The sequence below is a fragment of the Micromonospora sp. NPDC049044 genome (assembly GCF_040649215.1).
Taxonomy (GTDB): domain Bacteria; phylum Actinomycetota; class Actinomycetes; order Mycobacteriales; family Micromonosporaceae; genus Micromonospora.
The window spans coordinates 17,768-40,345 of record NZ_JBEZFA010000050.1; the positions used below are offsets into that span (position 1 = coordinate 17,768).

Consider the following 22,578-nt stretch of genomic DNA (forward strand, 5'->3'; position numbering starts at 1 on the left):
CAGACATCGGGGTGCGAAGCCGGTTCAAGTGCCCGAGCCCGGGTAGCAGTCTCTCGAGACAGCAGGAGAAAGGACGAGGGACATGAAGGCGCTCACCTGGCAGGGCAAGCGGGACGTACGGGTCGAGGAGGTGCCGGATCCCCGGATCGAGGAACCGACCGACGCGATCGTGAAGATCACATCCACGGCGATCTGCGGCTCGGATCTCCACCTGTACGAGGTGCTGGGACCGTACCTGAAGCCCGGTGACGTCCTGGGCCACGAACCGATGGGCATCGTCGAGGAGGTCGGGTCGGAGGTGACCGGGCTCAAGCCGGGCGACCGGGTGGTGGTGCCGTTCAACATCTCCTGCGGGAGTTGCTGGATGTGCCAACGCCAGCTCTACGCCCAGTGTGAGACGACCCAGGTGACCGGCGAGGGCAAGGGTGCCGCGCTGTTCGGCTACACCTCACTCTACGGTTCGGTGCCCGGCGGGCAGGCCGAGTATCTGCGTGTCCCGCAGGCCCACTTCGGCCCGATCGTCGTCCCGCCGACCGGCGCCGACGAGCGGTACCTCTACCTGTCCGACATCCTGCCCACCGCCTGGCAGGCGGTGAAGTACGCGGACACCCCGCCCGGCGGCACCCTGGCCGTCTTCGGGCTGGGCCCGGTCGGGCAGTTCTGCGCTCGCATCGGCCGCCACCTCGGCGCGGGCCGGGTGATCGGGCTGGATCTGGTGCCGGAGCGGCTGGAGTTGGCCCGCCGGCACGGCATCGAGGTGCTCGACGTCCGTGAACTCTCCGACGTGCCGGGCGCGCTCATCGACCTGGTCGACGGGCGTGGCCCGGACGCGGTGATCGACGCGGTCGGGATGGAGGCGCACGGCTCCCCGGGGGGCAAGCTGGCCCACGCCGCCGTCGGGCTGCTTCCGGACAAGCTGGCGCAGACGATGACCGACCGGGTCGGCATGGACCGGCTGTCCGTCCTGCACGCCGCGGTCAAGGGGGTGCGCCGCGGCGGCACCGTGTCGGTCTCCGGCGTGTACGGCGGTGAGGCGGACCCGATGCCGCTGATGGAGATGTTCGACAGGGGCGTCCAACTGCGGATGGGGCAGTGTCACGTGCGCCGGTGGACCGACGAGATCCTGCCGCTGCTCGCCGGCGACGACGACCCGCTGGGCGTGGAGGACCTGCGCACCCACCGGATGCCGCTGGCCCGCGCCCCGCAGGCGTACGAGATGTTCCAGAAGAAGGAGGACGGCTGCATCAAGGTCGTGCTGGAACCGTGAGTCGGGTGGTGGTGGTCGTCGGCGCGAGCAGTGGGATCGGCCGGGCTACGGCCCGGGCGTTCGCCGAGCGCGGCGACCGCCTCGTCCTCGCCGCCCGCGCCACCACCACCCTGGCCGAGGTACGCGCGGAGTGCGCCGACGTCGACGTGCTGACCGTGCCGACCGACGTCACCGAGCCGGGCGCGTTGAAGGCTCTCGCGGACGCGGCGGTCGACAGGTTCGGCCGGATCGACGTCTGGGTGCACACCGCGGCCGTGATGGCCTACGGGCGCTTCGACGAGTTGCCCGAACGGGTCTTCGACCAGGTGCTACGGACCGATCTGCTCGGCACCGCCGGCTCGGTACGGGTGGCGCTGCGGCACTTCCGGGCCGCCGGGAACGGCACCGTCGTCCTCACCGGTTCGGTGCTCGGGCACATCGCCGCGCCGTACATGAGCGCGTACGTGGCGAGCAAGTGGGGGTTGCAGGGGCTGGCCCGCACGGTGCAGCAGGAGTTGCGCGACAGCCCGCGGATCCGGCTGTGTCTGGTCAACCCGGGCAGCGTGGACACGCCCGTGTACCAGCAGGCGGCCAACTATCTGGGCTGGATCGGTAGGCCCCCACCGCCGGTGGCGAGCCCGCAGCGGGTGGCCCGCGCCATCGTGGACTGTGTGGACCGGCCACGGCGCGAGGTCTCCGTGGGTCGGCTCAACGTGGTGCTGCGCGCCGGCTTCACAGTGTTGCCGGGCGTCTACGACGTCCTGGTCGGGCCGCTGATGCGGCTGGCCGGCCTGAGTGGACAGCCGGTGGCCGCCAACGACGGCAGCGTCTTCGCCCCGAACCCGGCCGGTGAGTCGGTACGCGGCGGCCACCTGCCTGACCTGCGTCAACTCGTGTCCGGGCCGGCGAACGCGCTGGGTGCCGTACTGCGCCGACGGTTCGGCTGAAGCTGTTCGGGGCTGTTTGAGACTTTTTGGGGTCGTCGTGCATCGATCAACTCGCCTAGGGTGGTGGGCCAGCAAGCGCTCCGGCGCTCCACTGTGGGGGAGACGAACGACAATGCGACTCAATCGCAGAACGGCACTCGGACTGGGCACGATGGCTACCGCCGGGACGGTGTTGGGGGCCGGGTCGCCGGCGAGCGCCGCTTCCCCGGCGAGCGCCGCCGAAGCCGCACCGACCACGCCCGCTCGGGCCGCCCGGCGCGTCGCCTCGGTCTTCGCCACGCAGAGCGCCGAGGCCGGCGGCAACTGGCAGGCCTGTGTCAGCGTCGCCGACCCTTCCGGTGTGCCGGTGGTCGCGGTGACCGCCGACGCGGACCGGCGGATCGAGGCGTACAGCGTCAACAAGATCGCGGTTGCCACCGCGGTGCTCGACAAGGTCGACCGAGGGCTGCTCACCCTGGACCAGCAGGTCGAGGTGAGCGCGGCGATCGTGGTCCCCGGCGGTGACGGCATCTTCAGCCTGGACGGCGCGTACCCGAGCCGGGTGACCCTCGGGCACGTGCTGGCCAACCTGCTGACCGTCTCGGACGACACAGCGGTGCGGTTGTGCGGCCTCGTCGCGCCGGCGGCCGAGATCAATTCCATCCTGGTCGCCAAGGGCTTCCCGAACACCCAGGTCGAGCCGGTCGCCAACCCGAACCGGTTCTTCCTCGGCACCAGCACCCCCCGGGAGACGCACGACCTGCTGCGCGCCCTGGTCGCCGGCACGCTGCTCTCCCCCGCCTCGACGACGTACCTGCTGGGCATCCTGCGCTCCCCTGTGGCGTTCACCGACGGCATCCGGCGCACGATGTCCTCCGACGAACGGGCCCGCATCGCCACCAAGGCCGGCTGGTACGGCGACGCCCGGCACGAGGCCGGCGTGATCTTCGACCGCTCCGGCGCGGCGGTGCTCACCTACGCGCTCTTCGCCGACGGGCAGGCCGACCCGGACAACTTCGGCGCCACCCACCCGGCGGTGCGGGCCCGCGCCGTCATGGGCCCCAAGTTCCTGGCCGCGGTGGACCGGATCGCGGGTGTGGGCGAGACGTTCCGGAGCACCGCCCGACGTCCCAGCAACGGCGGCTAGGGCACGGTCCGCACCGGTCCGGGTCGGTCGCCGCTGCCGGCGGCCGACCCGGCGTGGCGACCGCCGGGGCACGCCCCGGCGCGGGTGACTACCGTGTAAGGGCGGACACGTCGGAGGGACGGCAATGGCACGAGCGCGCAGCAGGGACGTGGAACGGTCGCTCGGGCGGCGGATGCGGGGCGCGGCCGGCCTGGCCGCGCTGGCCGGCCTGGCCTGGGTGGCCCGGGACGTGCCGGCGGCGCTCGGTGGCCGGCTCAGCGGTGCCCGGGCCGAGCGGGCGGCCCGCTCGCCCCAGTTTCGCGACGGCACCTTCCACAACCGGGCCGGCACCCGCACCACAGTCACCGAGCCGGGCCGCAACCTGCTCCGCGAGCTGATCTTCGGCAAGCAGAAGCGGAGGCCCACCGCGCCCGTGCCGCTGCTGCGCCCCAGCTCGGCGGCGACCGCCGACGCCGCCGACGAACTCACCATCGTCTGGTACGGGCACGCCTCGACGCTGATCGAGATCGAGGGCCGGCGGGTGCTTGTCGACCCGGTCTGGAGCGACCGCTGCTCACCGTCCGGCCTGGTCGGCCCGCGCCGGCTGCACGAGCCGCCGGTCGGCATCGACGAGCTGCCCCCGCTGGACGCCATCCTCATCTCGCACGACCACTACGACCACCTCGACATGCCCACCGTGCGGGCGCTGCTGGCCGGGCAGTCCGCGCCGTTCCTGGTGCCGCTCGGGGTGGGCGCGCACCTGGACCGCTGGGGCGTACCGGCCGAGCGGATCATCGAGCTGGACTGGTCCGAGTCGCACCAGGTCGCCGGGTTGGAGATCACCGCCACCGCCGCGCAGCACTTCTCCGGTCGCGGGTTGCGCCGCGACGGCACGCTGTGGAGTTCGTGGGTGGTGGCCGGGGCCCGCCGCAAGGTCTTCTACACCGGCGACTCCGGCTACTTCGACGGGTACGCGGAAATCGGCGCCGAGCACGGCCCGTTCGACGTGACGCTGATGCAGATCGGCGCGTACGACCGGGCGTGGCCGACGATCCACATGTTCCCCGAGGAGGCGGTCGACGCCCACCTCGACCTGCGCGGTGGGCTGTTCGTGCCGGTGCACTGGGCGACGTTCAACCTGGCCCTGCACGACTGGGCCGAGCCGGTGAACCGGTTGTGGGCCGAGGCCAAGGCCCGCGACGTGCGGCTCGCCGTGCCCCGCCCGGGCGAGCGGGTGGTGGTCGACGAGCCGCCCGCCGTCGACGGTTGGTGGCAGGCCGTCGCCTGAGGCAGCCCGTCAGAGCACGAACGCGTCGGTCCAGAGTGCGCCGGAACGGCCGGAGAGCGCGTCCAGCATGGCCACCGCCTGACCGTCGGTGAGCTGCGCGACGAAGTCCACGATGGCCCGGCCCCGAGCCCGGCCGATCCGGTCCGGGGTGCGCGGGTGCAGCTCCGCCTCGGCCAACTCGACCAGGTCGTGCAGCCGGCGGGGCAGCCGGGACTCCTCCTCCGGGTCGAGCAGCCACTCCCAGAGCGCCTCGACCAGGGTGCCCAGCAGTCGGGCCTGGCCGCGCTGGTGCAGGGCGAGATCCGGACGGGCCAGCACGAAGCGGTGGTGGACGAACTTGAGCACCTGGACCTCGTGCCACTGCGCGCAGCCCAGCAGCACGTGCCCGGAGCGCACCGACGGCTTGTCGGTCACCGCGATCGCCTCGACGAAGCGGGTGGACCAGCGGGCGGAGAACCGCGCCACGTACTGCTCGGCCTCGATCGAGCCGTCGAACGGCATCGCCAGCAGCCCGTCGACAAGCTCCTCACGGACGTGCTCGACGGCGGCGGCGAACGCCTCGTCGTCGGCGATCCAGGCGTCCTTGCGGTGCAACTGCCGACGGAGCCGCTCGATCGCGGCACCGGGTCGTCGGGCCGCGGTGGCCAGCGCCGCGTCGGTGATCGCCCGCAGTTGTCCGCTCTCGCGTTGCCAGGCCATCAGCTCGGCGGAGACCGAGCCCTGCTGGAGCACACCGACCCGGTAGAAGTCCTCCACGTCGTGGATGGCGTACGCGATGTCGTCGGCGGTGTCCATCACGGACGCCTCCACTGTCTGCTGCCAGTCCGGGATGCGACCGACGAACGGCTCCCGCGCCTGCCGCAGGTCGTCCAGCTCGGTGCGGTACGCGCCGAACTTAGACGAGCCGCTCTCCGGGTCGTCCGGCGGCGGGGTGGCTCCGCGCGGCGGTGGGTCCATCGTGCGCGGGTGCGGATCGGGGTAATCAAGCCGGGTCCACGGGTATTTCAGCATCGCGGCCCGGACCGCCGCGGTCAGGTCCAGCCCGGTGGTGGCGGCGCCCCGGATCTCGGTGCTGGTGACGATCCGGTACGACTGGGCGTTGCCCTCGAACCCGTCGGCGAGGCCGAGGCGCTGACGGGCCAGCCGGTCCAGCACCCGCTCGCCCAGGTGCCCGAACGGCGGGTGGCCCAGGTCGTGGGCGAGCGCCGCGGCCTCCACCACGTCGGGGTCACAGCCGCCGAGCTTGTCCAGCAGGTCACGGGAGCGCTCGTCGGTCGTCAACCGCTCGGCGATCGACCGGGCGACCTGGGCGACCTTCAGGCTGTGGGTGAGCCGGTTGTGCACCAGCAGGCCGGAACCGACCGGGCTGATCACCTGGGTGACGCCGCCGAGGCGGGCGAAGAACGGCGAGCCCACGATCCGGTCCCGGTCGGCGCGGAACGGGTCGGCGGCGAGGTCGCCGAGGGCGCGGGCGCTGCCGCCGAAGAGTCGGCGGGCGCGCGGCTCCGCAGGTGTTTCCATGATCGCAACGCTAGCGCAGGCCCGGCGGGGCCGTCCCGGGGTCGCCCGGCACAATGCAGGGCGGTACCCGCTCTCTGAGGGCGGATCGAGTCGAAGGCGGATCGAGATCGTGACCCAGTCTGTTCATCAGCGGATCGCCGACGAGCTCGGCGTGGCCGAGCGTCAGGTGCGGGCGGCAGTGGAACTGCTCGACGGCGGCGCCACAGTGCCGTTCATCGCCCGCTACCGCAAGGAGGCCACCGGCCTGCTCGACGACACCCAGCTGCGCACCCTTGAGGAGCGGCTGCGCTACCTGCGCGAGCTGGACGAGCGGCGGGCGGCGGTGCTGGAGTCGATCCGCGGCCAGGGCAAGCTGGACGAGGCGCTGGAAGCGCAGATCATGGCGGCCGACTCGAAGTCCCGGCTGGAGGACATCTACCTGCCGTACAAGCCGAAGCGGCGGACCCGGGCGCAGATCGCCCGCGAGGCCGGGCTCGCGCCGCTGGCCGAGTCGCTGTTGGCCGACCCCAGCCAGGACCCGAAGGCCACCGCCGCCGGGTTCGTTGACGCGGAGAAGGGCGTCGCGGACGCCGCCGCCGCGCTGGAGGGCGCCCGCGCGATCCTGATCGAGACCTTCGCCGAGGACGCCGACCTGATCGGCACGCTGCGCGAGCAGATGTGGTCGCGGGGCCGGCTGGTGTCCCGGGTACGCGACGGCCAGGAGACCGCCGGCGCCAAGTTCGCCGACTACTTCGACTTCTCCGAGCCGTACCCGAAGCTGCCCTCGCATCGGATCCTGGCCATGTTCCGGGGCGAGAAGGAGGGCGTGCTCGACCTGACCATGGAGCCGGAGGAGGCGGGCGAGGCCGACGCCGTGCCGACCGGCCCGAGCCGGTACGAGGCGGCCATCGCCGGGCGGTTCGGGGTGTCCGACGCCGGCCGGCCCGCCGACCGCTGGCTGGCCGACACGGTGCGCTGGGCGTGGCGTACCCGGATCCTCATCCACCTCGGCGCGGACCTGCGGATGCGGTTGTGGCAGGCGGCCGAGGAGGAGGCGGTACGCGTCTTCGCCACCAACCTGCGTGACCTGCTGCTTGCCGCGCCGGCCGGCACCCGACCCACGATGGGCCTGGACCCGGGTCTGCGCACCGGGGTGAAGGTGGCGGTGGTGGACGCCACCGGCAAGGTGCTCGCCACCGACACCATCTATCCGCACGAGCCGCGCCGGCAGTGGGACGCGTCGGTCGAGTCCCTCGCCCGGCTGGCCGGGGCGCACGGGGTGGAGTTGATCGCGATCGGCAACGGCACCGCCTCGCGGGAGACCGACAAGCTGGCCGGTGACCTGATCAAGCGCCACCCGCAGCTCAACCTGACCAAGGTGATGGTCTCCGAGGCGGGCGCGTCGGTCTACTCCGCCTCCGCGTACGCCTCGCAGGAACTGCCCGGGATGGACGTGTCGCTGCGCGGCGCGGTCTCCATCGCCCGGCGCCTCCAGGACCCGCTCGCCGAGCTGGTCAAGATCGACCCGCGCTCGATCGGGGTCGGCCAGTACCAGCACGACCTGTCCGAGGTGAAGCTGTCCCGGTCGTTGGACGCGGTGGTGGAGGACTGCGTCAACGCGGTAGGGGTGGACGTCAACACCGCCTCCGCGCCGCTGCTCACCCGGGTCTCCGGGATCGGCGCCGGGCTGGCCGAGAACATCGTGCTGCACCGGGACGCCAACGGGCCGTTCCGGTCCCGTACCGAACTGAAGAAGGTGGCACGGCTCGGGCCCAAGGCGTTCGAGCAGTGCGCCGGCTTCCTGCGCATCCCCGACGGGGACGATCCGTTGGACTCGTCAAGCGTGCACCCCGAGGCGTACCCGGTGGTGCGCCGGATCCTCGCCAGCACCGGTCAGGACCTGCGCTCGGTGATCGGTAGGAGCGCGATTCTGCGCGGGCTGCGGGCCACCGACTTCGTCGACGACCGGTTCGGCCTGCCCACCGTCACCGACATCCTCGCCGAGTTGGAAAAGCCGGGCCGGGATCCCCGCCCGGAGTTCCGTACCGCCACCTTCGTCGAGGGGGTGGAGAAGATCGGCGACCTGACGCCGGGCATGGTGCTGGAGGGGGTGGTCACCAACGTGGCCGCGTTCGGTGCCTTTGTGGATGTCGGCGTGCACCAGGACGGGCTGGTGCACGTGTCGGCGATGTCCCGGACCTTCGTCAAGGACCCCCGTGAGGTGGTGAAGTCCGGCGACGTGGTGAAGGTCCGGGTGCTCGACGTGGACGTACCGCGTAAGCGGATCTCGTTGACCCTGCGCCTGACGGACGAGCCGGGCACTTCGCCCGACGGGACGCGGGGCGCACCGGGAGCACGCGGCGGCCAAGCCGACCAGGGCGGACGCGGCGCACCGGGCAGCCGTGGCTCCCAGGACCAACGCGGCGGTCAGGGTCGACGCGGCCAGGACCAGCGCGGTGGCCAGGGTCAACGCGGCCAGGACCAGCGTGGCGGCCAGGGTCAACGTGGCGGCCAGGGTCGACGCGCCGGCCAGCAGCAGGGCGGAGGCGGCACCGGGCCGGCGCCGGCCAACGACGCGATGGCGGACGCACTCCGGCGCGCCGGGTTGGCCTGATCGCCCACCCGGCCAAGCGGCCAAGCGGCCACGGCGTCAGCCTGCACACCAACCCAGGTCGCCGGTCCCGGGTGGCTGCCTATGGAGCTGATGTCGTAAACGAATCGCGAGTTGATGTCGCCAACGATTCAGCTCGAAAGGGCCGCAGGGAGCAACCCTGAGGCTGGCCGCGCAGCGGGACAGCGGGGGCAGGCAGGAGACGGCGGGTAGGGAAACGGCGGGCGGACAGAGCGGATGGGCCTGACAGAGCCCCGGGAGCGGCGGACGGGGTGCGCGGGGGCGGCGTGCGCGGGGCGGGAAATCGGGTCGCCCGTCCGCGAGGTTCTGGGTGATGATCTCCCGATACGGATGCATGCCGACCAGGTGGACGTGCTCGCGGAGGTGGTTGCCGCGTTGGTGGCTGGACAGTTCCCGCGCTGGCGGGGGTTGCCGGTGCGCCCCCTCCGTTCGGCCGGCACGGTGAACGCGCTGTTCCGGGTCGGCTCGGACGTCGTGCTGCGCTTTCCGCTGCGCCCCTCCACCGGCACCGAGCTGCGCGACGAGCTGCGGCAGGAGCAGGAGTACGCCCGGCTGCTCGCCGCGTACCTGCCGGTCGCGGTGCCCGAGCCGCTCGGCCTCGGTGCGCCGGGCGACGGGTACCCGGGGTGGTGGACGGCGTACCGGTTCATCCCTGGGGAGACGGCCCAGCCCGACCGGATCGACGACCTGGACGTCTTCGCCAGTGACCTGGCCGCTGTCGTGGTCGCCCTGCACGACATCGACACCGGCGGACGGTCGTGGTCAGGGTTCGGTCGGGGCGGACCCCTGGCGGACCAGGATGCCGATGTCCGGGCCGCCCTCGCCCGGCACACCCTGCGGGCGGTGCTCGACTGAGTCGGGGCGTACCGTCGGCTCGTGGGTGAGGACGACGGCCGCGAGTGGCGGGAGCGGCAGCAGCACGCGGTGCGGGCGCACGCCGACGCGGACGCGCGGCGGCGGGCCGCCGAGCAGGCAGAGGCGGCGGAGCTGGTGGCCTGGTTCGTGGCTGAGGCCACCCGGCGCGGGCTGCCCACCACACACCTGGTCGCCCGGGGGTACGACGGGCGCGGGCGCTACCGCACCCGGCTGACCGGCTGGTACGTCGACCGGGCCGAGACCCGTGCGGTGGACGTGGCCGGCCGGTTCCACCTGCTGACCGTGCCGGGCGGCCTGCGGGCCCGGCTGTTCGGCGTCGATCCGCAGCCCAGCCCGGCGCCGCTGGTCATCGGCGCGGGTGGCCGTGACGGCGAGTCGATGCCGTTGCGGACCCTGCTCAGCCGGCTGCTGGGCGACGTGCCCGGCGGGTCCGGCGGGCCAGATTCCACCACCAGGCCTGCTGGACCAGGAGGGTGAGCAGGCCAGCCAGGACTATCGCGCACACGTTGATCACCAGCTGGAGTGCCGATCCGCCCGCCTCGTCCCACACTCCGTAGGCGACGGCAACCGCCACGTTCGCGGCGGCCGGCACCGTGGTCACCGAGATCAGCACCCCGACCAGGCTGCCCGACTTCTTCGACGTCAGGGAGAGCATGCCGGCCACGCCGGCGAGCAGACCGACCACCCAGGACAGCGCGTCCGGGCGCCAGATGAAGCTGGTGAGCGGGCGTTTGGCGAGCAGCATCTCCTCGCTCACCAGGCCGGCCGCGGTCAGCGCCCAGGTGCTCAGCACGGTCACCACCATGGCCGCCAGGAACCCGACAGTGAGGGCCTGCACCGACCGGCCGATCACGTCGAGCCGGCGGCGCAGCAGCGCCACGCAGAGGGCGGCGAGCGGGCCGAACTCGGGACCGACCACCATCGCCCCGACGATGAGGATCGGCTGGTCCAGCAGCACGCCGACGCCGGCGATCATGGTGGCCACCACGATCAGCACCAGGTAGGTGCCGGACAGCTCGGTCTGCTCGCCGGTCTTCGCCGCGATCTCGTCCCAGACCACCGCGTCGGCACCACTGCCGGGGGCGTTCTCCGCGGCCCGGTCGGCCGCCGCGGAGATGGTCAGCTCGACGTCGTCGGCGGCGATACCGCCGCTCGCCTCCACCCCGAGCTGCTGGAGGCCGCGCAGAATGCCGTCGGCGCTCTCCCGGACCACGTCGCAGAGGATCAGGTCACCCTGCGGCTGCCGGGCCGCGCCGGGCAGCACTGCCAGGTGGGTCACCCCCGCCTCCGCGGCGAGCAGGTCAACGACCTCGGCGGATCGTTCCGCCGGGGCGATCACCCTGAGGTGCAGCACTCGTTCTCCCTGTTGTACGCGGCGCACGGGCACGGCCGGCAGCACTCTAGCCGGCCGGGCTGGACGGCCGGTCCGACTGTCGGGGGACAGTCGGGTCGGTTGACCGCAGAGTTGGCGAAACCGCCTATGTGCCGCCATAGCTGCTGATACAACCATTTGGTCTTTTGACACGCCCGATCGGAGGCGCCATCCGTGGATCTGATTCACCACCGCCGGCCCGTGACACGCAGCGGCGACCCCGGCGTGCTCACCTCGATCACCCACCTCCCGGCCGGGCGCCGATGAAGCGCCCCTACGACACGGTCAAACGCGTGCTGGACGTGCTCCTGGCCGCCACCGGCCTGCTGCTCGCGACGCCGGTGCTCGCCGCGGTGGCGCTGGCCGTGCTTGTCACCATGGGTCGACCCGTGCTGTTCCGGCAGGCCCGCCCGGGTCGTGGTGGCCAACTGTTCCACCTGGTCAAGTTCCGTTCGATGACTGTGGGCGGCGCCGACGAGGCCCCGGCCAACGACGCCGCCCGACTCACCACGTTCGGCCGCTGGCTGCGGACCACAAGCCTCGACGAGCTGCCCCAACTGTGGAACGTGCTGCGTGGCGAGATGAGCCTGGTCGGGCCACGGCCCCTGCTGCCGGCCTACCTGAGCCGCTACAGCCCGGAGCAGCTGCGTCGGCACGAGGTTCGCCCCGGCATCACCGGCCTCCAGCAGGCGTACGGACGCAACGCGCTGAGCTGGGACGAACGCTTCGCGCTCGACGTGCACTACGTGCGACACCGCTCGCTCGTCCTGGACCTGCGGATCCTGCTGCGCACGGTACGCACCGTCCTGCGCCGGGAGGGGATCACCGCGGCCGGCGCGGCCACCGCCCACGAGTTCCTCGGCCCGGCCGAGCTGGCCACCGCCGGCGGTCGCGGGTCGGCAGAGGGGCGCCGGTGAGCCTGGACATCGTCATCGTCGGCTGCGGCGGGCACGGCCGAGAGGTGCTCGGCATCGTCCGGGCCATCAACGCCGCCGCCCCCGACGGTCCGGTGTGGCGGGTACGGGGCTTCGTCGACGACAAGCCCAGCGAGGTCAACCTGAAGCGGGTGCAGCGGCTGGAGGTGCCGTACCTCGGCGGCACCACCCGCCTCGGCGAGCAGCCCGCCGGCACCCACCTGACGCTCGGCATCGGGGATCCGGCCGCCCGGCGGTCGGTGGACCAGCGGCTGACCGCGTACCGGCTGCCGGCGGCGGTGCTTGTGCATCCGGACGCCACAGTCGGCCCGGACACCATCTACGGCGAAGGCCTGACCGTGTTCCCCGGTGCCCGGGTCACCACGAACGTCACCCTCGGTCGGCACGTACACCTCAACCAGAACAGCGCGGTGGCGCACGACTGCACGGTCGGCGACCACGTCTCGGTCAACCCGCTGGGAGCGGTCTCCGGCGCCTGCCGGCTGGGCGACGGTGTGCTGATCGGGGCCGGTGCCGTGGTGTTGCAGGGGCTGCGGGTCGGCGCGGGCGCCACCGTCGGCGCCGGGGCCTGCGTGGTCCGCGAGGTACCCGCCGGCACGGTGGTCAAGGGAGTCCCGGCGCGGTGAGCGCCGGTCCCCGGGCGGTCGAGGACGTTGTGGGCCGCCCTCGGTGAGCACGTCGCCGGGCGGCCGGTGGCCGGTCCCGCCGGACCACCGACCGCCCGTGCCGGCCGGTCAGTGCCGGATGCCCGCCCAGTCGTGGTGCCGGCGCACTGTGGAGAGGATGAAGTCGACCACCCGCCGGGAGGTGTCCGGCACCTGGTAGTCGGCCGGGCACGGCACACCCGCCGCGGCGACCTGCGCCACAGTCACCTCGACCGCCTCGACCACGCCCTGCGGATCCAGACCGGTCATGATGATCCCGCCCGCGTCGAGCGCCTCGGGGCGTTCGATGGACTCGCGCAGGGTCACCGCCGGGAAGCCGAGGATGGCGGCCTCCTCACTTATCGTCCCGCTGTCGGAGAGGGTGCAGAACGCGTTCATCTGCAGGTGTACGTAGTCGAGCAGCCCGAACGGGTCGTGGAAGGCGATGCCGTCGAGCGCGGTGGCGTCCGGGGCGAGTGCCTCCAGCCGCTTGCGGGTGCGCGGGTGGGTGGAGACCAGCACCGGGTGGCCCCAACGGTCGCGGACCGCCACCAGGCAGTCCAACAGTCGCCGCAGCCGGTCGGGCCGGTCCACGTTCTCCTCCCGGTGCGCGCTGACCAGGACGTAGCGGCTCGGGTCCAGCTCCAGTTGGCGGAGGATGGTCGAGGCGGCGATCGGCGCCCGGTAGTGCTCCAGCACCTCCCGCATCGGCGAGCCGGTGTGCAGGATCCGGCGCGGGTGCAGGCCCTCGGCGAGCAGGTTCCGCCGGGCGTGTTCGGTGTAGACCAGGTTGAAGTCGGCGACGTGGTCGACAAGTCGCCGGTTCGTCTCCTCCGGCACGTTGAGGTCGAAGCAGCGGTTGCCGGCCTCCATGTGGTAGACCGGCACCCGCATCCGACGGGCCATCAGCGCCGCGATGCAGCTGTTGGTGTCGCCGAGCACGAGCAGCGCGTCGGGCCGCAGCTCGGCGATCGCCGCCTCCATGCCGACCAGGACACCGCCGAGCACCCGGCCCAGCGAGCTGGTGTCCACCCGCAGGAACCTGTCGGGTTCGCGCAGCCGCAGCTCGGTGAAGAACACGTCGGAGAGGGTGCTGTCCCAGTTCTGTCCGGTGTGCACAAGCACGTGGTCGACGGTTTCGTCCAACCGGCTGAGCACCCGGGACAGTCGGATGATCTCGGGACGGGTGCCGACGACTGTCATCACTCGGGTCATGTGGTCTCCCTCCGCCTGTCACTCACCGGGCGCCCACCGGCACCCGGGGTTCGACGCCGACCGGCTCCGGCCACGTGTCGGGCCGTTCCGGGTCGAACAACTCGTTGGTCCAGAAGAGGGTGAGCAGCTCGTCCGGGCCGGTGTTTGTGATGTTGTGCGCCCACATGGTCGGCATGTCGACGACAACTGGTTGGTCGCCACTGACCGGGAACCGGACGACATCGGTGTCGCCGACGCGGCGCAGGCTGATCTCGGCGGTGCCACGCAGCACCACGAACCGCTCCACCTTGGCCAGGTGGAAGTGCTCTCCCCTGGTGATCCCGGGCCGGGTGGTGGAGCAGAAGGTCTGCCCCGCTCCCCCGTGCGCCTTGACCGTCTCGACAAGTGCCCCCCGGGCGTCGGTCCGGGTGGGCAGGGCCAGCGGGTAGTGCGCCGGGAAGCAGTGCGACCGGTAGGTGTTGAACAGCCGCACGTCGTGCCGGTCGCGCAGCGGCGGGATCTCGCCGGTGCGGTAGGTGCCGGCGTACGAGCTGAGCTGCTCGGCGAGGTCGCGGACCCCGATCCGCAGGGCCGGCAGCGCCGGGTCCCAGGAGCCGCCCGCGGCGACACCGGCCAGCCGGGCGGCGGCGTCGGTGACGTGCACCAGGTCCAGTTGCCGGTCGGCGTGCACCTCCGGCTGGCCGCCCTCGGCGAGCACCCGGCAGAAGGTGGCGACTGCCGAGTTGTACCAGGGTCGGCCGTGCTCGCCGTACAGGTTGGGCAGCAGCACGTCGTCCAGGGCCACGCCGGTCTCGGCGAGGATGCCGGCGGCGGTGGCCTTGGCGTCGCCGTAGGGGGTGCCGTTGCCGGCCTGCACCGAGTTGGCGAAGACCACCTGGGCGGGCGGCTCCGGGCAGGCCCGCAGGCCGTGGGCGAGTTGGACGGCGAGCTGGACGTTGCCGGCGGCCACGTCGGCGGGCTCACCCCGGTTGACCCCCGCCAGGTGCAACACCCGGTCCACCCCGGCGATCTTGCGGGCGACCACCGCCGGGTCGGCCAGGTCGGTACGGGTCAGCACTGTCGGCTCGGGCCAGCCGAGCGCCCGCAGCAGGACCCGCACGTGCCAGCCGAGGAACCCGCCGGCACCGGTGACGGCGAGGCTCAGCACGCCAGCACCGGATCCCGCAGCGCCAGCTCCGCCCGGATCTCCGGCAGTGACCTGAGCAACCGCACCACATCGGGTACGCCGAGTCGGGTGGCGTTCGCCGAGTTGAAGTCCTCGCCGGGCCGCTCACCCAGCTCGCCCTCGGAGATGTAGAGCGCGTAGTTGAGGTCCCGCGCGTCCAACGGCACCCGGTAGAAGTCACCGAAGTCGTCGGCCTGGGCCAACTCCTCCCGGCTGGCGAGGGTCTCGTGCGACTTCTCGCTGTGCCGTACGCCGATGATCTCCAGCTTGAACGGCACGTCGAACAACTGGCAGATGGCCTCGGCGAGATCGCTGATGGTGCAGGCGGCGGCCTTGCGGATGAACACGTCGCCGGGGCGGGCGTGGTGGAAGGCGTGCTCGACCAGGTCGACCGAGTCGGCGAGCGACATCAGGAAGCGGGTCATGGCCGGATCGGTGACGGTGGGCGCGCGACCGGCCTTGATCTGTTCGATGAAGAGCGGGATCACCGAGCCGCGCGAGTACATCACGTTGCCGTACCGGACACAGGACACGGTGGTGGCGCTGTTCGGGTTGTTCCTGGCGTACGCCTGGGCGACCTTCTCCATCAGGGCCTTGCTCATGCCCATCGCGTTCACCGGGTAGACGGCCTTGTCGGTGCTGAGCACGACGACCGAGCTGACCCCGTTGTGCGCGGCGGCCTCCACCACGTTGCTGCTGCCGAGGATATTGGTGCGCACCGCCTCCAGGGGGAAGAACTCGCAGGACGGTACCTGCTTGAGCGCTGCCGCGTGGAAGACGAAGTCGACGCCCTGGGTGGCCCGCAGCACCGTGTCGATGTCCCGGACATCGCCGATGTGGTAGCGCATCCGCTCGTCACCGATCGAGCGCCGCATGGCGTCCTGCTTGGCCTCGTCCCGGCTGAGGATCCGCACCTCGGCGACGTCCCGGTCGAGCAGTCGTCGAGCCATGGTCTGTCCAAAGGATCCGGTCCCGCCGGTGATCAGCACCCGGCGGCCCGCGGTTATCACGCTCATTGGTTCTCCCGTTCGTCACCCGACGGGCGGTTCCCACCCGTCGACCCGGCGCGGCACAGCGCTGCGCGCTGTGGCGCGGGCGCCGGTCTCCGGCGGTCAGGCGGAAGCCCCGCCGGATACGGCACCCGGGACAACGAGAGGCCCCAGCAGCAGATACGTGTTTGGCCCGCAATCGGACCAAACGAGCTAACAGGCGCTCGGGAAACATGTCAGCTTATGTGGTGATTTTGCTGTCGGAGGCGGAGGTTGGCCGGTGGCCTGCTGGGCGTGTCCTACGTGCCGCAACCCCTCGCCCGGACGGCCAGTCTTCCCCTCGCCCGACCGGTCGTCGCGGCGCTCAGCGGAGGCTCGCTTGACCCGCTCACCGCAGAAGGCCGCCGAGCTGGCCGTGTCCGTCCGCGAGTTTCGGGGTTGATCGGGGGAATGCTGGCCGACTGTCGCCTATCGGCACGGTCATCCGGTTTCGCCCGACGCCTTTGGAGGTGGGATCGTGCCGATGCCTGGTGGTCTCGGGACCGGTGGTGCCCGATGAGCGGCACCGTGTATCTGTCGCCACCCGACATCGGGCCACTCGAGGAGTCGTACCTGATCGCCGCCCTGCGCTCGGGCTGGGTCGCACCGGTCGGCCCCGACCTGCAGGCGTTCGAGCAGGACGTCGCCGCCCGGGTCGGCACCGAGGCAGCCGTGGCCGTCAACTCCGGGACGGCGGCGCTGCACCTCGCGCTGCTCGGTGTCGGTGTCGGCCCCGGCGACGTGGTGGTCGTGCCCACGCTCACCTTCGTCGCCACAGCGAACGCGGCCCGCTACATCGGGGCGCGGCCGGTCTTCGTCGACTGTGACCCCCGCACCGGCAACGTGGACGTCGCCCTGGTCGACGAGGCGCTGCGCCGGCTGCGCTCGCGGGGTGAGCGGGTCGGCGCGGTCGTTCCGGTCGACATGTTCGGCAGCTGCGCCGACTACCGCACCCTGATCCCGGTCTGCGCCGACGCCGGGGTCCCGGTGGTGGAGGACGCCGCGGAGGCGCTCGGCGCCCACCACGGGGGACGAGCCGCCGGCTCGTTCGGGCGCGCCGGCGTGCTCTCCTTCAACGGCAACAAGATCATGACCACCTCGGGCGGCGGGATGCTGGTCTCTGACGACACCGCGCTGCTCGCCCGCGCCCGCCACCTCGCCACCCAGGCCCGCGAACCGGCCCGGCACTACGAGCACCGCGAGACCGGTTACAACTACCGGCTCAGCAACCTGCTCGCGGCGCTCGGTCGAGCCCAACTGCTCCGGCTGGACGCGATGATCTCCCGCCGCCGGCAGCTACGCGATCACTACGCCAAGCTCTTCGCTCCGGTGCCCGGCGTCCGGCTGCTGGGCGTGGAGGACGCCGAGTCAAACTGCTGGCTCACCGTCATCACCGTCGAGCCGCAGCGGTGCGGCTGGCGGGCGGACGACCTGGCGACCCACCTGGCCGAGCGGGACATCGAGACCCGGCCGGTGTGGAAGCCGATGCATCTGCAACCCATGCACGCCGGCGCGGAGGCCCTGCTCACCGGCGCGGCGGAGCGACTGTTCGGCCAGGGGCTCACGCTGCCCAGCGGAAGCGCGCTTACCGAGTCGCAGATCAACCGGGTGTCCGTCGCGATCGAGGAGTTCCTGAGTCTGCGCCCGGGAGTCGGTTCGGTGTGACGAACACGTGGCGACGGAGCTGACTTTGATGCGCGATTCGCCATAAACCACCCAAAAACACGAATCTGCCTGTAACAAGGACAAAGGGCGTTTGTCCTTCTGTCGTTCGCGGCGGAAGCAGTCGAAGACGGGGTCAGGAGCCAAACACATGCCGCAGGAAACCGAGCACACGCAGCACGCGGACCGATCGACCCGGCGGGCCAGGGTCCGCCGCCGCACCGCAGGCTTCCTCGCCACCGACACCACCGCCTGGGTCGGCGGCTTCGCCGCCGCCGTGTGGACCCGGTTCGAGTTCGACCTCCCGGCGGGCCAACTGGGCCGGGCCGCGGCGATGGGCCTGCTCGCGGCAGTCGTGCACGTGGCGGTGGCAGCGTTACGCCGGCTCTACTCCGGACGACACCCGCTGGGCAGTCTGCAGGAGGTCCAGGGCGTCGGCGGCACCGCCATCCTGACCGCGGCCATCGTGCTGCTCGGCCTGCTGACCTCCGGTGACCGGCCGATCCCGGCGAGCACCCCGCTGGTCGGCGGCGCTCTCGCCCTGCTCCTGATGCTCGGCGCCCGGTTCGCGTACCGGCACCGCCGGGAACTCTCCATGCGTCCCGACGTCCGCTCCTCGACACCGGTCCTGCTGTTCGGGATGGGCGACGCCGGGCAGGAGTTGCTGCGGGCCATGCTCGGCGACCCGCGCGGCCGTTACCTGCCGGTGGGCGCGCTCGACGACGACCCGGACAAGCGCGACCTGCGCATCCGGCGGGTGCGGGTGCTCGGCGGGCGGAACGACGTCGGCGCCGCGGTCCGCCGGACCGGCGCGAAGGCGGTGATCTTCTCGGTGGCCAACGCCGACGCGGCGCTGATCCGCCAGATCCGCGAGGCCACCCTCGCCGCGGAGGCGGTCTTCAAGGTGTTGCCCCCGGTGCGGGACCTGGTCGACCACCGGATCACCGTCACCGACGTCCGGGACGTGCAGATAAGCGATCTGCTCGGCCGCCGTCAGGTGATCGGCGACCTGCCACTGAGCTCGAACAGCCTGACCGGGCGGCGGGTCCTGGTCACCGGCGCCGGCGGGTCGATCGGCTCGGAACTCTGCCGGCAGGTGATGAAGGCCGACCCGGCCGAGCTGATGATGCTGGACCGGGACGAGTCGGCGCTGCACGGCCTACAGATGTCGCTCGCCGGCCGAGCCCTGCTGGACAGTCCGGAGCTGATCCTCGCCGACCTGCGCGACGACGAGGGCCTGCGGCGGATCATCCGGGAGCGCCGTCCGGAGATCATCCTGCACGCGGCGGCACTCAAGCACCTGCCCCTGTTGCAGCGGCACCCCGGCGAGGCGGTCAAGACGAACGTCTGGGGCACGCTGTCGGTGCTGGACGCCTGCCAGGACGTGGCGAAGTTCGTGAACATCTCCACCGACAAGGCGGCCAACCCGATAAGCGTGCTCGGGTACTCGAAGCGGATCACCGAACGGCTGACCGCGCACGCCGCGTCCCGGTTCCCCGGGACGTTCCTCAGCGTCCGGTTCGGCAACGTGCTCAGCAGCCGGGGCTCGGTGGTGACTGCCTTCCAGCGACAGATCGAGGACGGCAAGCCGCTCACCGTCACCCACCCGGACGTCACCCGCTACCTGATGACCATCCAGGAGGCGGTCCACCTGGTGCTCCAGGCCGCCGAGATCGGCCGGGACGGGGAGGCGTTGGTGCTGGACATGGGCGAGCCGGTCCGCATCGCCGACCTGGCCCGACAGATGGCCGAGCAGGCATCCACGACGGTGCCGATCGTCTACACCGGCCTGCGTCCCGGCGAGAAGCTGCACGAGGACCTGTTCGGCACCGGCGAGGTGGACGCCCGGCCGTTCCACCCGCTGGTGTCGCACGTGGCCGTGCCGGCGCTCGACCCGATGGAGGTGAGCGGCCTCGACCCGTACGACGACGCGGCGAAGCTCACCGAGCACCTGGCGATGCTCTGCGCGCAGCCGATCGATCCGGCGGTGGACGGCCCGGTGGGCGTACCCCTTCAGTCGCGGTGACCGGCGGCGGACTGTGGCGCGAAGCCGCACCCAAACTCCCGCACCGGCAGTTATGCCCGTGAGGAACCCCAGCGTGCGGCCGCGTCGCGGCAACCGTGTCCCTCCGGCGTTCGCCGCAGATCGATAGGACCGAAAGATGCGGGCCCCATCCGGCGGCTTTGAGCGGCCCGAGCCGCCGGGCGTCGCAGCACCCACCTCGGGTCGGGGTGTCCAGACTGTCGCGCCGCCGGCGCCGGCAGCTCCCACTCCCCCGGCACCGAGTCGCGGTCGTCGACTGCTGTCCTGGATCGCCACCGCCGCGTTGAGTCGGGTGGTCAGCGCTCTCGTACCCCTGGTCCTCCTCCCGGTGACCCTGGCCTACCTGGGCACCGATCTGTACGGGCTCTGGGCCGCGGTGCTCGCCGTCACCGGGATGGTCGCCTTCGCGGACCTGGGCGTCGGCCTCGGGTTGATGACGAGGCTCGCGCCGTGTCGGGTGGCCGGCGACTCGGACACCGCCCGGCGGTACGTCTCCAGCGCCTACGCGGCGGTCTGCGGGGTGGCGCTGCCGACGTGCGGCCTGCTCTGGCTCTTCGGTGGGTTCATCCCGTGGCCGTTGCTCTTCAACGCGACCGGGACGGCGGCGCGCGAAGCCCACCTCGTCGCCCTGGTGTGCCTTACCGCGTTCCTGCTCAACATCCCGCTGTCCCTGGTGGCCCGCGTCCAGTACGCGTACCAACAGGTGGCGGCGAGCAATGTCTGGCAGGCGGCGGCGAGCGCGCTCTCGCTACCCCTCGCGCTCGGCGCGGTGTACGCGAACCTGCCACCCATAGCGGTGATCGCCAGCATCGCCGTCGCCCCGTTACTCGTCAACATCACCAACACGGTCTGGACCTTCGGCTGGCGGCTGCCACACCTGGCGCCGCGGCCGAGATTCGTCGACGGTCGGGGGGTCCGGGACCTGTTCGGCCTGGGCGGCCTCTTCTTCGTGGTCACGCTGATAATGGTGCTGGCGGACAACGCCGACCCATTGATCATCGCTCACGTGCTGGGGCTGGCAAGCGTCACCGCGTACGCGGTGCCGGCCAGATTGTTCAACCAGCTCGGCGCACTCGTCACGCTTGTCAACCAACCGCTGTGGCCGATGCACGGCGAGGCGCTGGCGCGTGGTGACCTCGCCTGGATACGCCGCACCGTGCGCCGGATGACTGTCGTGTCGACGCTTATCGCGTTACTGCCATCGACATTCCTGGTGCTGTTCGGCGAGCGGTTCTTCGCTGCCTGGCTGCCGATTCCGATCGGAAATCGCGCACTCCTGCTGGGCCTCGCCTGCTGGTGGATCGTGCTGGCCGCGATCTCGCCACGGTTCATGGTGCAGAACGCCGCCGGCGTCGTGCGCCCCCAGATGTGCGGCTACCTGCTGTACCTACCACTGTCGATCGTCGGAAAACTGCTCGGAGTGCACTGGTGGGGGGTGGCCGCCGCACCGTACGTCGCCGTTGTCATCTACGCCGTGACGGTTGTTCCGGCGGCCGTCTTCGGCTACCGGCGGGCGCTGAGAATACGGACCACATGAGAGAGGCGGATACGCCAATGGTGTTGGACGAGAAATTTCCGCGGGTGCTGGTGGTGAGCCACACCCCCTTCAGCCGGGTCAGTGGCACCGCCATGACCCTGTCGAACCTCTTCTCCGGCTGGCCCAAGGACCGCCTCGCCCAGGTGCACACCGGAAACATCACGCCGACCACCGAGGTCTGCGAGAACTTCTTCCACTTCCCGCCCCGCGACCACTACCTGCCCATCCAGTACTACGCCATGCGGATGTCGGGCTGGAACGGTCGTACGCCGCTGCAACAGAGCCGACCGATCGCCGCCGTACACGCCGCGGCGGAGCGCCGTCCCACAGTGGCCAGGATCTACGCACAACTGCGCGCGACAGCCGATCTCAGCCCGATCCGCGTCCCCCCGGCGCTGATCGGCTGGATGCGCGACTTCCAGCCCGACGTCGTCTACTCGATGCTCGGCAGCGTGCGGCTGACCAGGATCACCGCGCTCGCGGCGCGTACCTGCGGCGTACCTGTCGTGCCGCACTTCACCGACGACTGGCCGGCCACCCTCTACGACAACGGCGAACTCTTCGGTCGGGCCGACCGATCCGTCCGGGAGACGGTCGCCAGACTCATCCGCCTGGCCCCGCTCGGCATGGTCATCAGTGCGCCGATGGCCCAGGAGTACACCCGGCGGTACCGCATTCCGTTCAGCGCGTTCGTGAACTGCGTCGACGAGACCTTCTTCGCCGCGCCCCGCAGCGAGGCGGATCAGCGGCCGACGGCGGAGCTCGTCTACGTCGGCGCGCTGCACCTCAACCGCTGGGAGTCGCTGCGCGACATCGGCGCCGCGTTGGACGGCCTGGCCGAGGCCGGACTGTCGGCCCGGCTGACCATCCACGCCCCGGAGCAGGATCTCCGCCGGTACGCGGAACACTTCGCCGCACTGCGGCGGGTGCGGCTAGGGCCGTCGCTCACCAGCGACGAGGTGCCCGCCGCGTTGCACGGCGCGGACGTCCTCGTCCATATCGAGTCCTTCGACGAGGAGATTCGCCGCTACACCCGCTACTCGGTCTCGACGAAGATCCCGCAGTACCTCGCCGCGGGCCGGCCGATCCTCGGCTACGGGCCGGCCGAGGTGGCGTCGATGAACCACATCCAGGAGGCCGAGGCCGGCGTGATCGTCGGTACCGAGGACACGACGGCGCTGGTGCGCGGCCTGACCGACCTCTGTCGGGACGGGGCCCTGCGGGCGCGGCTCGCCCGCAACGGCACCGCCTTCGCCCGACAGGAGCACGCCAAGGAGAACGTGGCCGCCCGGTTCGCCGCCACGCTGGACGCGGCGGCCCGAACCGGATCCGCCACGGTCGGGGCCGCCGGCCGGCCAACGGCCTAGAAGCAAGTCGAGGTG

18 protein-coding genes are annotated in these 22,578 nt (G+C 71.8%); 13 read left to right on the forward strand and 5 right to left on the reverse strand.

Features of this window, described 5'->3' with window-relative positions; translation table 11 throughout:
- Window positions 1–82 precede the first annotated feature (82 nt).
- From AB0B85_RS29885 to AB0B85_RS29900, 4 genes are all read left to right on the forward strand, one after another.
- Entirely contained in the window at window positions 83–1,267 is a 1,185-nt protein-coding gene (locus tag AB0B85_RS29885; protein ID WP_357412475.1) for a zinc-dependent alcohol dehydrogenase, read from the forward strand.
- Window positions 1,264–2,193, forward strand: coding sequence for an SDR family NAD(P)-dependent oxidoreductase (locus AB0B85_RS29890; RefSeq protein WP_357412478.1), 930 nt, complete (start codon window positions 1,264–1,266; stop codon window positions 2,191–2,193). Before AB0B85_RS29885 ends, AB0B85_RS29890 begins: the two co-directional genes overlap by 4 nt.
- A gap of 151 nt (window positions 2,194–2,344) precedes the next feature.
- Window positions 2,345–3,319: a serine hydrolase gene (locus AB0B85_RS29895; protein ID WP_357412480.1), complete on the forward strand. Its 975-nt coding sequence runs from the start codon at window positions 2,345–2,347 to the stop codon at window positions 3,317–3,319.
- A 124-nt stretch (window positions 3,320–3,443) separates the two neighbouring features.
- Entirely contained in the window at window positions 3,444–4,586 is a 1,143-nt protein-coding gene (locus AB0B85_RS29900) for an MBL fold metallo-hydrolase (RefSeq protein WP_357412482.1), read from the forward strand.
- Between the two features lie 9 nt (window positions 4,587–4,595).
- Here the strand turns inward: AB0B85_RS29900 and dgt are convergent, their stop codons facing one another.
- Window positions 4,596–6,107: a dGTP triphosphohydrolase gene (dgt, locus tag AB0B85_RS29905; protein WP_357412484.1), complete on the reverse strand. Its 1,512-nt coding sequence runs from the start codon at window positions 6,105–6,107 to the stop codon at window positions 4,596–4,598.
- A 109-nt stretch (window positions 6,108–6,216) separates the two neighbouring features.
- Here dgt and AB0B85_RS29910 point away from each other — a divergent pair, with 109 nt between their 5' ends.
- The 3 genes from AB0B85_RS29910 (at window position 6,217) to AB0B85_RS29920 (ending at window position 10,071) form a co-directional block, all read left to right on the forward strand.
- Complete coding sequence (locus AB0B85_RS29910; RefSeq protein ID WP_357412487.1) at window positions 6,217–8,700, forward strand: Tex family protein; 2,484 nt, start codon at window positions 6,217–6,219, stop codon at window positions 8,698–8,700.
- A gap of 348 nt (window positions 8,701–9,048) precedes the next feature.
- Window positions 9,049–9,573, forward strand: a complete 525-nt coding sequence (locus AB0B85_RS29915) for a phosphotransferase (RefSeq protein ID WP_357412489.1) — start codon at window positions 9,049–9,051, stop codon at window positions 9,571–9,573.
- Window positions 9,574–9,594: 21 nt separating this feature from the next.
- Window positions 9,595–10,071 carry a hypothetical protein gene (locus AB0B85_RS29920; RefSeq protein WP_357412491.1) on the forward strand — a complete coding sequence of 159 codons (477 nt, stop codon included), beginning with the start codon at window positions 9,595–9,597 and terminating at the stop codon, window positions 10,069–10,071.
- On the opposite strand, the gene AB0B85_RS29925 is transcribed toward AB0B85_RS29920, so the two are convergent.
- Window positions 9,992–10,948 (reverse strand): DUF389 domain-containing protein, encoded by a 957-nt coding sequence (locus AB0B85_RS29925; protein ID WP_357412493.1) that lies wholly within the window; start codon window positions 10,946–10,948, stop codon window positions 9,992–9,994. The genes AB0B85_RS29920 and AB0B85_RS29925 overlap by 80 nt on opposite strands.
- 311 nt (window positions 10,949–11,259) lie before the next feature.
- On the opposite strand from AB0B85_RS29925, the gene AB0B85_RS29930 reads away from it, so the two are divergent.
- The gene (locus AB0B85_RS29930; RefSeq protein ID WP_357412495.1) at window positions 11,260–11,883 is read left to right on the forward strand and encodes a sugar transferase; all 624 of its coding nucleotides are present in this window, start codon (window positions 11,260–11,262) and stop codon (window positions 11,881–11,883) included.
- Window positions 11,880–12,527, forward strand: coding sequence for a NeuD/PglB/VioB family sugar acetyltransferase (locus AB0B85_RS29935; protein ID WP_357412497.1), 648 nt, complete (start codon window positions 11,880–11,882; stop codon window positions 12,525–12,527). The genes AB0B85_RS29930 and AB0B85_RS29935 overlap by 4 nt, the downstream gene beginning before the upstream one ends.
- Before the next feature lie 108 nt (window positions 12,528–12,635).
- Here the strand turns inward: AB0B85_RS29935 and wecB are convergent, their stop codons facing one another.
- Genes wecB through AB0B85_RS29950 form a run of 3 tightly spaced genes read right to left on the reverse strand, consistent with a single transcriptional unit; the run spans window position 12,636 to window position 15,941 of the window.
- Complete coding sequence (wecB, locus tag AB0B85_RS29940) at window positions 12,636–13,760, reverse strand: UDP-N-acetylglucosamine 2-epimerase (non-hydrolyzing) (protein ID WP_357412500.1); 1,125 nt, start codon at window positions 13,758–13,760, stop codon at window positions 12,636–12,638.
- A 22-nt stretch (window positions 13,761–13,782) separates the two neighbouring features.
- Window positions 13,783–14,907, reverse strand: a complete 1,125-nt coding sequence (locus AB0B85_RS29945) for an NAD-dependent epimerase/dehydratase family protein (protein ID WP_357412502.1) — start codon at window positions 14,905–14,907, stop codon at window positions 13,783–13,785.
- Complete coding sequence (locus AB0B85_RS29950; protein WP_357412504.1) at window positions 14,901–15,941, reverse strand: polysaccharide biosynthesis protein; 1,041 nt, start codon at window positions 15,939–15,941, stop codon at window positions 14,901–14,903. Before AB0B85_RS29950 ends, AB0B85_RS29945 begins: the two co-directional genes overlap by 7 nt.
- A gap of 528 nt (window positions 15,942–16,469) precedes the next feature.
- Here AB0B85_RS29950 and AB0B85_RS29955 point away from each other — a divergent pair.
- From AB0B85_RS29955 to AB0B85_RS29970, 4 genes are all read left to right on the forward strand, one after another.
- On the forward strand, window positions 16,470–17,618 hold the full coding sequence (locus AB0B85_RS29955) for an aminotransferase class I/II-fold pyridoxal phosphate-dependent enzyme (RefSeq protein WP_357412506.1): 1,149 nt from the start codon (window positions 16,470–16,472) through the stop codon (window positions 17,616–17,618).
- A 148-nt stretch (window positions 17,619–17,766) separates the two neighbouring features.
- Window positions 17,767–19,641, forward strand: coding sequence for a polysaccharide biosynthesis protein (locus AB0B85_RS29960; RefSeq protein ID WP_357412508.1), 1,875 nt, complete (start codon window positions 17,767–17,769; stop codon window positions 19,639–19,641).
- A 136-nt stretch (window positions 19,642–19,777) separates the two neighbouring features.
- Window positions 19,778–21,196 carry an oligosaccharide flippase family protein gene (locus tag AB0B85_RS29965; protein ID WP_357412510.1) on the forward strand — a complete coding sequence of 473 codons (1,419 nt, stop codon included), beginning with the start codon at window positions 19,778–19,780 and terminating at the stop codon, window positions 21,194–21,196.
- On the forward strand, window positions 21,193–22,563 hold the full coding sequence (locus tag AB0B85_RS29970; RefSeq protein ID WP_357412512.1) for a glycosyl transferase family 1: 1,371 nt from the start codon (window positions 21,193–21,195) through the stop codon (window positions 22,561–22,563). Before AB0B85_RS29965 ends, AB0B85_RS29970 begins: the two co-directional genes overlap by 4 nt.
- Window positions 22,564–22,578: the final 15 nt, after the last annotated feature.